The sequence below is a fragment of the Pseudomonas putida group bacterium ESBL64 genome, assembly GCF_045277175.1.
Taxonomy (GTDB): domain Bacteria; phylum Pseudomonadota; class Gammaproteobacteria; order Pseudomonadales; family Pseudomonadaceae; genus Aquipseudomonas; species Aquipseudomonas alloputida.
In genome coordinates, this window is record NZ_CP145799.1 from 956,984 (window position 1) to 971,265 (window position 14,282).

Consider the following 14,282-nt stretch of genomic DNA (forward strand, 5'->3'; position numbering starts at 1 on the left):
GCGCCCTTTGCAGCCACTCGGAAACACCTGCTCCATGATGCTGATCACGCAATTCCCCGACATTTCCCTGAATGACACGCTGTTCGTCTTTGCGCTTGAGGCCGAGGCTGGCGATGCCTTTACCGAGGTGAACACCGTGTTCACCGGCATTGGCAAGGTCAATGCCGCTATCGCCCTGACCAAGGCGATCGCCACGCGCAGGCCCAAACTTATCGTCAACCTGGGCTCGGCTGGCAGCCAGCATCATGGCAAGGGCGAAGTCGTGTGCTGTAACCGCTTCGTACAACGCGACATGGATGTGACCGCGCTGGGCTTTGCCCGCTATGAAACACCCTTGTCCGACACCCCGGTGGTACTCGAGCACGGGGCGGCAATACCCGGCCTGGCTGTGGAAACCTGTGGCAGCGGTGACAGCTTCGAGATCAACCATGGCGACGCACCTTACGACGTGGTCGACATGGAAGCCTACGTGCTGGCATTGATCGCGCGTGGCGAAGGTATCCCGTTCGTGTGCCTGAAATACATTTCCGATGATGCCGGCAGCGAAGCCGCGGGGGATTGGGCGGTGCAAGTGCACTTGGCGGCCGAAGCGTTCAAGCGGGTGTTGTTCAGCCAAGCGTGACGGTTGCCGCAGGGCAGGGCAGCTAAACCTTTGTCGCCCGCCGCAGTCACTTCTGGTATCAGCAGGCAACCCTGGGAGCACCCTCATGGCTCGGGCAATCTGGAAAGGCGCCATCAGTTTTGGCCTTGTGCACATCCCCGTGGCACTGAATACCGCCGTGCGCACCGAGCGCGTGGACTTCGACTGGCTGGACAAGCGCAGCATGGAGCCGGTCGGCTACAAGCGGGTGAACAAGGTGACCGGCAAGGAAATCGACAAGGACAATATCGTCAAGGGCGTAGAGTTCGAGAAGGGCCGCTATGTGGTGATCAGTGAGGAGGAGATCCGCAAGGCCCGGCCGGAAGCGACCCAGACAATCGACATCTTTTCCTTTGTGGAAGCGGGCGATATTCCGCTGCAGCACTTCGATACGCCCTACTACCTGACCCCGGACCGCCGTGGCGGCAAGGTGTACGCCTTGCTGCGCGAGACGCTGGAAAAGACCGGCAAGGTGGCCCTGGCCACCGTGGTATTGCATACCCGGCAGCACCTGGCGCTGCTGCGGCCGCTGGACCAGGCGCTGGTGATGATCACCTTGCGCTGGCCTGAAGAGGTGCGCGGGCTGGAAACGCTGGAGCTCGATGCCAGCGTGACCAACAGCAAGGTGGAGAAGCGTGAGCTGGAGATGGCCAAGCGCCTGGTGGAGGACATGAGCGGGCCCTGGAAGCCTGAGGATTATCACGACGCCTTCCGCCAGACAATCATGGACCTGGTGGAAGAGAAAGCCAGCAAGGGCAAGATCGAGGCGGTGGAGAAGGGCGACGCAGGGGGGGCCGAGAAAGGTGCGGACATCCTCGACCTGACCGAACTGCTCAAGCGCAGCCTGGGTGGCAAGAAACCGGTGAAGAAGACGCGAAAGGCCTCATGAACATGGCCAAGGCCATTAAGGTCAAGACTGCGCCTGCAACCCCGCCAGGTAATCACCAAACCCCTCGCGGGCGCGGCTGTCACGTCGACTGCTGGTGGCCACACTATGCCTGGCGGTCCAGACGATCTGGGCGCCGCTGGCCTGCAGGTCACTGACCAGTTGCACATCTTCATGCGCCGCCAGGGGCTGAAAGCCACCCACACGCTCATAGGCATCGGCACATACCCCCAGGTTTGCGCCGTGCACATGCCGGTGCCCTTCACACGCCTGGTAGCGGCTCTGGTACAGCTTGCGCAGCGCGGCTGTCTGCCAGGGTTGCCAGTACTCGACATGCACGGTGCCGCAAACCACCTCGGCGCTACAGGCCAACTGCGACAGCAGCCAGTGCGCCGGGACCCGGCTGTCCGCATCGGTGCACGCCAACCACGTGGCGCCCCGCTCGACCATGTGCGCCGCGCCCACGCGACGTGCCATGCCGACATTACCGGCATCCACCTCCAGTAGGTGTACGCCGAAACGCCGCGCCACGGCGGCGCTGCCGTCACTGCAGCGGTCCAGTACCACCAGCACGTCCACGTGCATTCCCGCATACTGCGCCTGCTGGGCAGCGATCAGCACTGCCCGCAGGCACCGCCCAAGGCGGCGGGCTTCATTATGTGCAGGGATGACAACGGCAATCATGGGCACGTCTCGTCGAGATCGACAACGCTTGGCTGGCATGACCAGTACTCCAGCAAAAAGTCCGCCTCCTCATGGCGGAACTGCTGATGCAACGGCAAATGCCGGGTCAACAGGCGGTGCACGTCGCGACCGTCCTGCGGGCAACCCGCGATAGGGTGCTTCCAGTGGCAGGCCAGTAACGCGCCGTCGTAGGTAAGGCTGGCCACCGATTGTTCGATCACCTGCAGCCAGTCGGTGGGATCAAGGTAGTAACCCACCTCGCTGAGCACGATCAGGTCAAAGCGGCCGCCCGGCCAGTCCCCCGGTAACCGGGCCCGTTCGACCGAGGCATTGTGCACGTGAGCCAGGCGTTCCCGGGCCAGGCCTACGGCCGTCGGGTCCAGGTCCTGGCACAGCAGGTCGGCGCAGCGCTCGGCCAGTAGCGCACTGAGCTCGCCATTCGCGCAGGCTGGCTCGAACACGCGCTGATAGCACTGGCGTGGCAGGCTGGCCATCACCAGCTCGCGTTTGCGCCTCTCGTACCAGCGGGTGCGAAAGGCCCAAGGGTCTTCATGGGTGGCATATAGCTCGGCAAAATACTGTGGATCGAGGCTCATGACAGCTCCACTCAAAGGAACACCAGTTCGAAAGGTTGCAGAAGGCAATCCAGCAGGTGCGGCGGTAGCACCGGCGGCTGCTCGCCGTCCGGCTGCAGCTGGCTGACGTGGGCGGCCAACGCCTTGCGCTTGCGTGCCAGACGGCTTTCATCGAGCTGCACGCGGTGCGCACGGGGCCATGGCAGGCGCGGGTCGTCAGGCTCGGCCCAGTGCCAGGCCCAGACCGGTACCTCAGCCAATTGCACCCCACGGGCTGCAGCCGCCTGCGCAGCGGCGCGGCCGACGACCTCGTGATCGCAATGGCCATCACTGCGCCAGGTGGCCATCAGCAGGTCATTGGGGCGAAGTAACTGCGTGAGGTGACTGGCCAGAAACGCTTCTTCGCGCGGCAACTGGCCGTCCTTCAGATGGAGCCTGCGCCAGTCCAGGCGCTCAAGGTCAAGGTCGAGCTGTTGCAGGGCCTGTCGGCTTTCCTGGGGGCGCTGGCGGCGCAAGCGATGTTCGGTCCAGTGGCTGGAGCCGGGGTGGCTGCCTTCGCCGTCGGTGGCGGAGATCAGCACCAGCTCGTCCTCGCGCCCTTTGAAGCCTGCCAGCAGGCCGCCAGCCATGAGAATTTCGTCATCCGGGTGCGGCGCAATCAATACCAGCCGGCGCCCCGGCGGGCACAGTTGGCGTGAATCGAGCCAGGTTGCACGCGCCAGGTGCGCGCTATGCTGCCAGGCTGTCCAGGGCGTGCCACCGGCGGACTGGATCAGGTTCTGGTTCATAGCTGCCATACCCCCGCTGGCAATTGGGCCAACTGCTGGCCCAGCATCGCCAGATCACGCTCGGCGTGGCTCTGACGCAGGAACACCGGCAGGTCGGCGCTCAGCCGGGCAAAATGACTGCTGCGACAGAACGGCGTGGCCCCCAAGGCACGCCCGACGTGGCTGATGACCTGCTCTACGGCCTGTTCTACCTGGGCGCGGGTGCGGCGAACTTCGAAACTGGCATCCACACCGGGCTGCTGATCGATCCAGGCAGCACATTCACGCAATGACGCACGGGCGCCATGCAACGCAGCATCCACAGCGCCCAGATGCGCATCGGCATGCGGGTCTGGGCGGGGTTTGCGGCACTGTTCACGCAGGTAATCCGCCAGCGCCTCGGCCGCGCCGTACCAGCAGGCGGCGATACCCGCACCGCCTTGCCAGAAGCCAGGGCGCGAGAGGTATTGGCCTGGCGTGCCGATGAGCGTGCCTGGGGTATCGTTGAACGCCACCTCGACACTGGCGGTAGTGGCCATGCCAACGGCCTGCCAGTGCTCGATGTTCAGGCCCTGGCTTGGCTGTGACAGCTCGATTGCCACCAATTGCGGCTGCTCGGTCTCATCCCAGGCAGTAATCAGCGCGCGATCGATCTGCAAGGCACCGGAACACCAGGCCTTGGTGCCGTTGAGGAGCACCTGGTCACCTTCACGCGCAGTGATGTGGACCCGAGCATCGGGCGGCTCTGCTGCCCACACGCCCCAGATGCCGTCGTTGGCGTGGTGCGCTGCGCCACATTCCGCCAGGATCGCCAAGGCATCGGTATGGCCCTCATAGAGCTTGGCCAGTGCCAGGTCGCAACCGGCCACCCGTGCCAAGGTCTGCCAGCGACGCAAGGTGTTGCCTTGCCCCGGCAGCGGTAGCAGGTCGAGGTGATCAGCTTGCAGCGCCTGGATCAGTTGCGGCAATTGGGTATCGAGGTTGAGCGGTAGCTGGCGTTCGCCAAAGGCGCGTAAAAGGCGGTCAAGGGTGGTCAGGTTGAAGTCCTGAACGATGCTCATGGGCGTGGCTCCCGGGTCGTGTCCAATCGCAGGGGCGTCATCATTCGAGCCCTAGCTGCTTGCGCATGCGCGCGGTGATCGACTGGCGTACCTTGCCCATGTCGGCCCAAGGGTCGTCGACCTCCGCCAGGCGCTCGCGCAGGTTGGTGATGTTCCATTGGTTGGCGGCTTTGATTTGCGCCAGTTCCTCACGCCAGACAGGTACCGATACCGGCAGCCCGTCACGGGCACGCAGTGAATAGGCGCACGCCGTGGTGGCGCCCTTGCCGTTGCGCAGGTAGTCGATGAAGATGCGTCCTACGCGATTTTTCGGCCCCGACACCGCGCTCAGGCGCTCCGGAAACAGCTTGGCCAGGTAATTGACGATGCCGTGGCTGAAGTCCTTGACCTCATCCCACCCGGCTCGCCGGGTCAAGGGCACGACCACGTGAATACCCTTGCCACCACTGGTTTTCAGGAACACCTTCAGGCCCAGTTCGTCCAGTAGGGTGAGGGTCAGTTGGGTCGCCTCCACCATTGCCTTCCAGGGCAGCGCAGGGTCAGGGTCCAGGTCGAGGACAAAACGGTCCGGCTTGTCGAAATCCTTGTCCGTGGCGTTCCAGGTGTGCAGTTCCAGCATGTTCATCTGCACCGCGCCCAGCAGCGTATCGGCGCGATTGATGACCATCGCTGCCTGGCCGGCCTCGGCCTTTTCGTAGCTGAGTACGTTAGGTATGTGCAGCTGGCCCGCGTTTTTCTGGAAGAACAGCTCGCCGCCCAGACCGTCCGGGGCACGCACCAATGCCACCGGGCGGTGCTTGAGCTGAGGCAGGATCAACTGGCTGATGCCGGCGTAATACTCGGCGACCTCACGCTTGGTTACCCCGGTTGAAGGGTCGATGACCCGGTCGGGGTGGGTCAGCCGCAGTTCACCCAGGTTCTCGGACGCCTTGGCCTGCTTGTTGCGGCTGGATACAGTTTTGGCGGGCATGGCGCGCTCCAGGTCAATGGCGGTTGCCGCCTTGTCATCGCGCAGGCCGTGGAACACCGAATGGCGCACGATGCCGTCACGGGTCATCTGGGCAAAGGCGACTTCAGCCAACAACTGCGGCCGCAGCCAGTGCACACCACGCGCTTCGGCTCCGGCAGGCGGCGAGGGCAGGGCAGGGCTGGCGATTTCCAGGGGCTTGAGCCGCGCATGGATGCTGGCCAGTGTCGTGGTATTGAAGCCGGTACCGACCTTCCCGGCATAGCGCAGCTCCCCACTGTCGTTGTCGTGCAGGGCCAGCAGCAGGGCACCGAAGCCGCTGCGGCTGCCTTTGGGGTCGGTGTAGCCGACGATCACGAACTCCTGGCGTTGCTTGCACTTGAGCTTGATCCAGTCTGGGCTGCGGCGGCCGCTGTAAGCACTGTCAGCTCGCTTGCCGATCAGGCCTTCCAGCTTCAGCCGGCAGGCACTGTCGAGCAGTGAGTCGACAGGTTGGTCGAAATCGGCGGAATACTTGATGACGTCGGAATGGTTGTGCTCAAGCAGTTGGCGCAATGTCTCGCGGCGGTGCTGCAGCGGTAGCTGTCGCAGGTCCTGACCGCCCAGAAATGGCAGGTCGAACAGGTAATAGGTGATGCGTTCGTCGTGCTCGGTATCGAAGGCGTTCTGCAACGCCTGGAAGTCAGCCATGCCATTCTCATCAGCTACCACCATTTCGCCATCGAGCCAGGCCGAGTCGATACCGAGCGCGCGCAGGGCGGCAACCTGCCGGGGCATCTTGCTGCTCCAGTCATGGCCGTTGCGGGTGAACAGGCGGATGTCCTGGCCCTCGATGCGGGCCAGGATACGGTAGCCATCGAACTTGACTTCGTAGCGCCAGTCGCCGCTGGGGGGAGAATCCACCAACGTTGCCAGCTGTGGCTGTAGCTGTGCTGGCAAGGGGGCAGCCTGAGCTCTGTCGGCGCGTTTACGGCTGCTGCGCGAGGCAGTGGCTTTTTTTGCAGCGGATTTGCGTGGCACCAGCGTGCGCTCGCTGAGCACGCTTTCGGGCAGGGCCTCGACAATGCTGTACTCGGTTTCGCTGCGCGCCTGGGCGTCGTGCGACTTGACCAGCATCCATTGCTCTTTTTTGCCGGCCAGGTGGGTGCGGAACAGGTTCCACACGCCGCCTAGCTTCTCACCCTGCAGGCGGAATCGCAGCTTGCCTTTGGCGTAGGCTTCATGCGCATCGCCTTCAGGCTCCCAGATACCGCGGTCCCAGACGATCACGTCCCCTGCACCATAGTGGCCTTCTGGGATACGGCCCTCGAAATCGGCATAGTCCAGCGGGTGATCCTCCACATGCACTGCCAGGCGGCGCACCTTGGGGTCCAACGACGGGCCTTTGGGGATCGCCCAGCTTTTCAGGGTGCCATCGAGCTCCAGGCGGAAGTCGTAGTGCAAATGACTGGCGTCGTGTTTCTGGATGCAGAACTGCAGCGCATGGGCCCGTTTGCCACGTTTGCGTTTGCCGCTGGGCTCGGGTGTGGCGTTGAAGTCGCGCTTGCGCGCATATTCCTGCAGGGGCTTGGCCATGGCGGGCTCCGGGCAGATCACAGTCTCTAAGGTGGGAGGTGCCGGCCGAGGCGGTAGTTCAAAAAACTCTGAATCTTCCGTGAGCTGGCGGAGTCGACCGAATGAAGCCACCTGATGGAGAACGCACATGGCCCGACCAGATGAACCTAAGCCATATACCCCCACCGAAATCGATGACACCGAAGACCGCATGGGCAGCGTGCATGAGCTGGATTTCGATGAACGCCTGGATGAGCGCGAAGGGCGGGTGGGCGACGAGCGACCCGCCGCCGAGGTCGCCCGTGAGTTCCCACCCCAGCGCGTGGCACACAGTGGCATGACCGGCGGCGAGGCGCTGAGTGACAGCCTGCATGAGGACAATGTCACCTACGACGATTTGAGCCCGGACACCCTGCTGGACGAAACCGGTGCCCGCGACCCCCACGAACCGGGCGGCAGTGACGGCCCGGCAGACCAGCGTCTGCGCGAGGTGGATGCCGATGAGATCGGTGGCGGCATTGGCCTGGACGAGGCCGAACTGGCCCGATCCGCGCCGCTGGACGGGGTGCCCTGGACCGATGATGTGATAGACGACGAGGAGAGCAAGCCATGAACGAACAACGCTGCGCGTGTACGCACTGCTCCTGCACGGTGGATGCCAATGCCTTGCAGCGTGACGGCAAGGCCTATTGCTGCGAGGCCTGCGCCAGCGGCCACCGCAAGGGTGAGCCATGCCGGATGCAGGACTGCCATTGTGGTGAAAAGCCGGGCGAGAGCGCGGTGGACAATGCGCTGGATGAAACCTTTCCAGCGAGTGATCCGATTTCACCCTGAAGCCAGTAGGCGGGCAGCCCTTTCACCCGATCGCCCAGTCCTTTGAACCTCGGGTGTTGCGCGGGGTTGGTTTCTTGGCGCGCCCCCCCGTAGGAGCGGGTTCACCCGCGAACACCGGCAAAGCCGGTGCCATGCAACGTGCTGCCTGCTTCGCGGGTAAACCCGCTCCTACATTTACGGCGCATGTCTTGCGCCGGGTTGGTTTCTTGGCGCGCGCCCCCGTAGGAGCGGGTTCACCCGCGAACACCGGCAAAGCCGGTGCCACGCAGCCAGCTCCAGCGCACACGGCCCCTTTCAGGTCTGAGCAGGCTTGTCGCGCCGGCGCATGGCTTTGGCGCGCTTTTCCAGGATCAGGTAGGTCACCACTGCCAACAGCAGCGGAATCAGGTAGTACAACGTGCGGTAGCCGAGCAGGGCAGCCACCAGCGTGCCCTGGGCCATCTGCCCGTGCAGCAGGGCCAGAAACACCGCTTCCAGCACGCCCAGCCCCGCAGGAATATGCGCCACCACACCGGCCACGCAACTGATCAGCAGGATGCCGAGAATCGATGGGTAGAACGCTTCGCCCGGCAGCAACCAGAAGATCAGCAGGGCCATCAGTGCCCAGTTGCTGGCACCCAGCGCCACCTGGCACAGCGCCAGACGCAGCGAGGGCAGCGTCACTTCGTGGTCGCGCCAGCACCAGGTGCGCTTCTTGGCGAAACCACAGGCCAGCAGGTAGCCGCCCGCAATCGCCAGCAACAGCAGGCCGATCAGGCGCAGGCCTGTAGTGCCCACCGCCCAGTTGCCGGGCATCTCGACCAGGCCCAGGGCAAATACGGTGCCGGCCAGCAGCATATAGCCCATCCAGTTGGTCAACAGCCCCAAGGTGAGGATTCGCGTAATGGTCGCGGTATCCAGGCCCAGTCGGCCATAGAGTCGGTAACGCAAGGCAACCCCGCCTACCCAGGTCGTGAAGTTGAGGTTGAAGGCGTAGCACACGAACGCGACTGGCAGGACTTGCCGGACAGGTAGCGTATGGCCCGTGTAAGCCCGGGCCAGCAGGTCGTAACTGGCGAACGCGAGGTAGCTGCTCAACGCGATCGCCAAGCCGATGGCAAGGGTGCCAGGCTTGTAGGCCAGCAAAGACTGGCGCACTTCGTTCCAGTCCAGGTTGCGCGCCAGCAGGTACAACAGCACAGGGATCAAGATCAGAAACGCGAGCGTGAACAGGCGTTTGCCCCAGGTCTGCCAGCTTTTGCGCGCCATCAGGAGTTGCCCTCGTGCAAGTTGCCCTGGGGTTCGGCTTCCGGCTGCACCGAGCGCAAACGCTGCCGGTGTGCAGGGAACCAACCCGCAATGCGGGGGAAGTGGCGGATCACGTGGAAGCACACGAAGATCAACGGTGCTCGCCACCAGTAGCCGCGAATCATGCGCTCCAGGGTGACCGGTTTGCATTGCTCGCTGGCCAGTGCCTGCAAATGCTGGTGCAGTTGCTGGTTGAAGGCCCGATCACGAATGAACAGGTTGGCCTCCAGGTTGAACGACAGGCTCAAGGGGTCGAGGTTGCTGGAGCCAACGGTGGCCCATTGGTCGTCCACCAGTGCCACCTTGCCGTGCAACGGCCGCTGGCAATACTCATGAATCTTCACGCCGTCGCGCAGCAGGTAGTTGTACAGCAGGCGCGACAATGCACGGACCCAGCGCATGTCGGGCTGGCCCTGCAAGATCAACCGAACCTCCACGCCACGCCGGGCCGCGTTGCGCAGCTCACGCATCAGCCGGTAGCCTGGAAAGAAATACGCATTGGCGACCACAATGCGTTGCCGGGCTTTACGAAACGCCTGAAGGTAGTGTGCCTCGATATCGGTGCTGCGCATGCCGTTGTCACGCTCGATCAACACCGCACTGCTGCTTCCGGCGGGCTCGGTAACCGGGCGTACTGCACTGGGGGGCTGCAGCACGGGAGACATCAGGCGCTTACTGGCTGCATGTACCTGCGCCACGACCGGCCCAGTGACCTCCACGGCATAGTCCTGCTTGGCCATGGCACCAAAGTCGCCTAAATGGTCGGCGCTGTAGTTGATACCGCCGATGAAGGCCCGCTCACCATCGACCACCACGATCTTGCGGTGCAAACGGCGAAACAGGTTGGTGCGCATGCCCAACAACAGGGGCTGTGGATCGAACGCGTGAAAGCTTACACCCGCGTCGGTCATCGCTGAAATGAACTCAGCCGGCAGCTCGGCTGTGCCGTAGCCATCCGCGGCCACTTCCACGCGTACTCCGCGCCGGGCAGCCTCGATCAACACCTGCTGCAATTGCTTGCCCACTTTGTCGTCGAAGATGATGAAGGTTTCCAGCAATATTTCTTCCCGCGCCTGGGCCATGGCCTCGAACACGCGGGGGTAGTACTGCTCGCCATTGATCAGCAACTGCACGCTGTTGCCATCTACCCAGGGTCGGTTCACAGGTTGATCTCCGCAGCCAGTGGTACGTGGTCGGACAAATGCGACCACGGGTATTTGGACAGCACCTGGGCAGCCCCCGGCATCGCGTTTCGCAAGTAGATGCGGTCCAGGCGCAACAACGGCAGGCGCGCGGGAAAACTGCGCGCCGGGGTGCCGAAGGCTTCTGTCAGGTGTTCGCTGAGCACCGCGTCCGCCTTCAGCCGCCAGTCGTTGAAGTCGCCGGCGATGATGACCGGCGCGTTGGGCGGCAGGCTGGCCAGCAGGTCCAGCATCAGCTTCACCTGGCGCTGCCGGTGTGCTTCGCGCAGGCCCAGGTGTACGCATACCGCATGCACCTCGTCATGGCCCGGCACCTCCAGCTGGCAATGCAGCAGGCCACGCTGTTCATTGCCCTGCACCGACACATCCAGGTTGTTGAAGCGGCTGATGGGGAATTTCGACAACAGCGCGTTGCCGTGGTCGCCATGGGGATACACCGCATTGCGGCCATAGGCGAACTGCGGCCACATGCTGTCGGCCAGAAACTCGTACTGCGGCGTTTCAGGCCAGGCAGGGTGGCGCAGTGCATGCTGCTGATGACTGCCGTGCACCTCTTGCAAAAACACCAGGTCTGCGCCGGTGGCCCGTACGGCCTCGCGCAACTCGGGCAAGATGAAGCGCCGGTTGAAGAAGGTGAAGCCTTTGTGCACGTTCAGCGTCAACACATTGAGCCGGCGTACAGCGGTCACCTTGTCGATGATGCAGCGTGGGGCGGGCAGGGTCTTGTTCACAAGGCCACCTCCGGCACCACGCCTGGCTCGGTCATCAGCTCATGGTCCAGCGACAGCTTTTGCAGCAAGCGCCTGGCGTCGTATGGCGCGTGAACCTTCTGGTCATTGTCGAAGTAGCAATACACATCCCGTGCCGCACACCGAGGCGGCGGCCCCGGCACGATCAGGTGGGCATCGTCCGCCTGGTTACCTTCACTCCATTGCTGGATACGCTGCTTCCAACGCCGCAGCGCGCGTGCGGTATATCCGCTGCTGAACAGCTCCACATCCCCGTGCAGGCGCATGTAGACGAAGTCGGCGGTCACATCTTCGACACAGGGCCATTTGCCGGCGCTGTCGGCAACCACCAGCGCCACGTGATGTTTGCGTAACAGCTTGATGAAGGCTTCACAGAGGAAACTTTCGTGGCGAATTTCCACCGCGTGACGCAAGCGTGCATTGCCCTTGATGGCAAGGCTGCCATTACCCTTCAGGCGCTCGGCGCAGCCTTGGGCGCGTTCAAGGGCCGCTTTGCGGGTGTGTGGCAGCAGCGCCAGAAACCGGGCAAAACGGTCTTCATCGAACTTCATGTTGGGAGGGAACTGCCACAGGAACGGCCCGAGCTTTTCGCCCAACAGCAGCGGCCCGGAGGCGAAAAAATTGGCCACTGGCTCTTCGATGTCCTTCAGCCGCCGGACATGGGTGATATAGCGCGGCCCCTTGACCGCGAACACGAAGCTTTCCGGCGTTGCTTCACGCCAGCCCAGATAGCGCTCGGGCGTCTGCAGGCTGTAGAACGAGCCATTGATCTCGATGCTGTTCACCGCCCGTGAAGCGAATGCCAGTTCATCGTCCTGTCTCAGGCCTTTGGGGTAGAAGTCCTTGCGCCAGGGGCCATAGCGCCACCCGGAGATACCGATGCGAATATCGCTCACGCTGCCGTCCTCACTGCCGGTTCCTTGTTCGGTCGCTCTGAAGGTGCGACCGGCAAAGGCCGGCGAGGGTTCACAACGCTTGACCAACGGAAATGCTGACGCCGAGTTGAACTTTGCGGCAGCTGGCGTCTCCACCGCATACCCGTTTCCTGGCAGGGTGCCCGGATGACATTCGAGCCTTTCTCCCACTGCCAGATGGCCGGGCTGGGCGACGATGTGCAAAAGCACAAGCAATGACCTGCCACCCGCGGAGGCAAGCATGGCCAGACATATCATCCACTTCACCGGGCCGATCAATTCGTCTACCTGCGGCAACCTGATCACGACCTGCTCACGGGCATTGCAACAGGGTGCCGAGCTTCTGCAACTGAACATCGCCACCATGGGCGGCGAATGCAGCTATGGCTTTACCCTGTACAACTTTCTGCGGGGGTTACCCGTAGAGGTGCATACCCACAACCTGGGTACGGTGGAATCCATGGGCAACATCCTCTTCCTTGCCGGAGCGCGACGCACGGCTTGCAGTTTCAGCAAGTTTCTTTTCCACCCGTTTCATTGGACCTTGCATGGTTCGGTGGACCATTCGCGGATGTCCGAGTATGCGATGAGCCTGGATTACGACCTGCGCCTGTATGCGCAGATCGTGGCCGAGCGCACCAAAGGCGCGGCCGAGGTCCTGGATGTACCGCGCTATCTAATGGCCTATCCAAGGATACTGGCGCCGCGGGAGGCGCTGGAAAACGGAATGATCCATGCCATCGACGAGATGCCGATCGCGTCAGACGCCGTTCAGTGGAGTGTGCACGCCTAGCTTACCGAACGGACGCCGCCGTGCCCGCGTCACAAGCCAGCAAGGAGCGGATCAGGGCCTTGATCTCGCCCTTCACCACAGCCACCTGATCCAGGTGGGCAAAGCGGCAGTCGGCAATTTCGTGCCGGGCCTTGGGCTGCGGTGCTTCGGCAAACTCCGCTGCGAACACGTAATGCACACGCTCTGGCGTTTCATGGCGCATCAACAAAACCAGCGATTCAGCCTGTAGCCCAGTCTCTTCCAGCAACTCCCGCTGCGCGGCCTGCATCGGCGTCTCGCCGGGCTCGATCTTGCCGCCTGGAAGGGTCCAAGGCGCCTTGGGCTTTCTCACCCACAACCACTTATGGCGCTGCTTGCCATGCCGGCAAATGATGGTGGCGCGATGCTTGACTGGTTTCATTCCGGCTCCTGGGCGATTCCTTTATTGCATGAAGTTTCGGCCCTGGATGGCAATAAACGTTGCGTTGAAGCTGACGAACGGTCACTTCCAGCACGCAAACAGCTTGCCTGCGTGTTTTTCGTGCCACCGGTCAGCTGATCGTAAAACCATTGAGCACAGCGACAAATCGGGGGCTCGGAAGTTAGGCATGGCACCGATTCATGCGATCAGCCAATCCATCGCAAGGAGAAACGACATGGCGCAGGACCAAGAGCGAACCCGCCAGCGCGGCGGCACCAAGGAAACCAACCCAGGTAACTTTGCCAATGACCGCGAGAGGGCATCGCGCGCTGGCCACAAGGGTGGCCAGGCATCTGGCGGCAACTTTGCCAACGACCGCCAACGGGCGTCGGAAGCCGGACGCAAGGGGGGACGCAACAGCCACGGCGCAGGCCGCAGCCAGTGAGTGGGGCTTTCGCTGAACGGCAACTCCCCACAGGTGCCCAGCAGCGATTTCGGGGTAGCCGCCCCGGAATCGCGCCATGACATTTTGTTAGACAAAATTTTGAATCTTCTGGCCACCGCCCGATCAATCAAAATGTCATCCATGGAGAAGAGGAGGCCCCCTGCGATGCCTAGCCCACAGTTGTACATAATCGATTACAAACTGCATGACCAGCCGCGCAGTTTCATCATTCGCCTGGAACGCCTGGACAATGCCGAGGCCTGGCATTGGGCAAGTTGTGATGCGGGCATCGGCATCATTCCCAAGTTCGGTCGCGAGAAAATCAGGAAGGTCAGTCGGCCGATGGCCGAGCGTTACGGCATTACCGCCGTGAGCTGGCGGATTTCGGGGAGCAAGCCTAACCAGTCGGTGGGCGATCCGGCGGCGATGGTCTAATAGCTCGCGTGCAACCGGTAAAGAAACTGCAGGAGCGGAGATGCCCGCTCCTATAGGGTACGTAGATACCGTGAACTGTCCTTAAGCGG

General features: G+C 62.8%; 17 protein-coding genes. 7 read left to right on the forward strand and 10 right to left on the reverse strand.

The window, feature by feature from the left end; translation table 11 throughout:
• Positions 1-34 precede the first annotated feature (34 nt).
• Positions 35-622: a nucleosidase gene (locus V6093_RS04290; RefSeq protein WP_406669716.1), complete on the forward strand. Its 588-nt coding sequence runs from the start codon at positions 35-37 to the stop codon at positions 620-622.
• Positions 623-707: 85 nt separating this feature from the next.
• Positions 708-1,529, forward strand: a complete 822-nt coding sequence (locus V6093_RS04295; RefSeq protein WP_108078709.1) for a Ku protein — start codon at positions 708-710, stop codon at positions 1,527-1,529.
• 21 nt (positions 1,530-1,550) lie between these two features.
• Here V6093_RS04295 and V6093_RS04300 read toward each other — a convergent pair whose 3' ends face one another.
• The 5 genes from V6093_RS04300 to ligD are packed head-to-tail and all read right to left on the reverse strand — an operon-like array spanning position 1,551 to position 7,155.
• Positions 1,551-2,210: a glycosyltransferase family 2 protein gene (locus V6093_RS04300; RefSeq protein WP_004374469.1), complete on the reverse strand. Its 660-nt coding sequence runs from the start codon at positions 2,208-2,210 to the stop codon at positions 1,551-1,553.
• Entirely contained in the window at positions 2,207-2,806 is a 600-nt protein-coding gene (locus V6093_RS04305) for a bifunctional 2-polyprenyl-6-hydroxyphenol methylase/3-demethylubiquinol 3-O-methyltransferase UbiG (protein ID WP_121783496.1), read from the reverse strand. The genes V6093_RS04300 and V6093_RS04305 overlap by 4 nt, the downstream gene beginning before the upstream one ends.
• Positions 2,807-2,817: 11 nt before the next feature.
• Positions 2,818-3,573, reverse strand: coding sequence for a PIG-L deacetylase family protein (locus V6093_RS04310; protein ID WP_004374473.1), 756 nt, complete (start codon positions 3,571-3,573; stop codon positions 2,818-2,820).
• On the reverse strand, positions 3,570-4,613 hold the full coding sequence (locus V6093_RS04315) for an acyl-CoA dehydrogenase family protein (protein ID WP_047602819.1): 1,044 nt from the start codon (positions 4,611-4,613) through the stop codon (positions 3,570-3,572). The genes V6093_RS04310 and V6093_RS04315 overlap by 4 nt, the downstream gene beginning before the upstream one ends.
• Before the next feature lie 40 nt (positions 4,614-4,653).
• Positions 4,654-7,155 (reverse strand): DNA ligase D, encoded by a 2,502-nt coding sequence (gene ligD, locus V6093_RS04320; RefSeq protein ID WP_265979163.1) that lies wholly within the window; start codon positions 7,153-7,155, stop codon positions 4,654-4,656.
• 127 nt (positions 7,156-7,282) lie between these two features.
• Here ligD and V6093_RS04325 point away from each other — a divergent pair, with 127 nt between their 5' ends.
• Positions 7,283-7,747 (forward strand): hypothetical protein, encoded by a 465-nt coding sequence (locus V6093_RS04325; RefSeq protein WP_047602817.1) that lies wholly within the window; start codon positions 7,283-7,285, stop codon positions 7,745-7,747.
• Complete coding sequence (locus V6093_RS04330; protein ID WP_004374480.1) at positions 7,744-7,968, forward strand: metallothionein; 225 nt, start codon at positions 7,744-7,746, stop codon at positions 7,966-7,968. Before V6093_RS04325 ends, V6093_RS04330 begins: the two co-directional genes overlap by 4 nt.
• A 294-nt stretch (positions 7,969-8,262) precedes the next feature.
• Here V6093_RS04330 and V6093_RS04335 read toward each other — a convergent pair whose 3' ends face one another.
• The 4 genes from V6093_RS04335 to V6093_RS04350 are packed head-to-tail and all read right to left on the reverse strand — an operon-like array spanning position 8,263 to position 12,237.
• A complete protein-coding gene (locus tag V6093_RS04335) occupies positions 8,263-9,216 on the reverse strand; it encodes a lysylphosphatidylglycerol synthase domain-containing protein (RefSeq protein WP_144000118.1) in 954 nt (317 codons plus the stop codon).
• Entirely contained in the window at positions 9,216-10,418 is a 1,203-nt protein-coding gene (clsB, locus tag V6093_RS04340) for a cardiolipin synthase ClsB (RefSeq protein ID WP_108078703.1), read from the reverse strand. Before clsB ends, V6093_RS04335 begins: the two co-directional genes overlap by 1 nt.
• Positions 10,415-11,188 (reverse strand): endonuclease/exonuclease/phosphatase family protein, encoded by a 774-nt coding sequence (locus tag V6093_RS04345; RefSeq protein WP_265979159.1) that lies wholly within the window; start codon positions 11,186-11,188, stop codon positions 10,415-10,417. The genes clsB and V6093_RS04345 overlap by 4 nt, the downstream gene beginning before the upstream one ends.
• Positions 11,185-12,237 carry a DUF72 domain-containing protein gene (locus V6093_RS04350; RefSeq protein ID WP_265979157.1) on the reverse strand — a complete coding sequence of 351 codons (1,053 nt, stop codon included), beginning with the start codon at positions 12,235-12,237 and terminating at the stop codon, positions 11,185-11,187. Before V6093_RS04350 ends, V6093_RS04345 begins: the two co-directional genes overlap by 4 nt.
• Positions 12,238-12,361: 124 nt before the next feature.
• On the opposite strand from V6093_RS04350, the gene V6093_RS04355 reads away from it, so the two are divergent.
• Positions 12,362-12,913: an ATP-dependent Clp protease proteolytic subunit gene (locus tag V6093_RS04355; protein WP_014862002.1), complete on the forward strand. Its 552-nt coding sequence runs from the start codon at positions 12,362-12,364 to the stop codon at positions 12,911-12,913.
• A gap of 1 nt (position 12,914) precedes the next feature.
• Here V6093_RS04355 and V6093_RS04360 read toward each other — a convergent pair whose 3' ends face one another.
• The gene (locus V6093_RS04360; RefSeq protein WP_047602815.1) at positions 12,915-13,313 is read right to left on the reverse strand and encodes an NUDIX hydrolase; all 399 of its coding nucleotides are present in this window, start codon (positions 13,311-13,313) and stop codon (positions 12,915-12,917) included.
• Positions 13,314-13,548: 235 nt separating this feature from the next.
• Here V6093_RS04360 and V6093_RS04365 point away from each other — a divergent pair, with 235 nt between their 5' ends.
• A complete protein-coding gene (locus V6093_RS04365) occupies positions 13,549-13,758 on the forward strand; it encodes a general stress protein (RefSeq protein ID WP_012052306.1) in 210 nt (69 codons plus the stop codon).
• A 165-nt stretch (positions 13,759-13,923) separates the two neighbouring features.
• Positions 13,924-14,193, forward strand: coding sequence for a DUF6555 family protein (locus V6093_RS04370; RefSeq protein WP_004374494.1), 270 nt, complete (start codon positions 13,924-13,926; stop codon positions 14,191-14,193).
• The last annotated feature ends 89 nt before the right edge of the window (positions 14,194-14,282 follow it).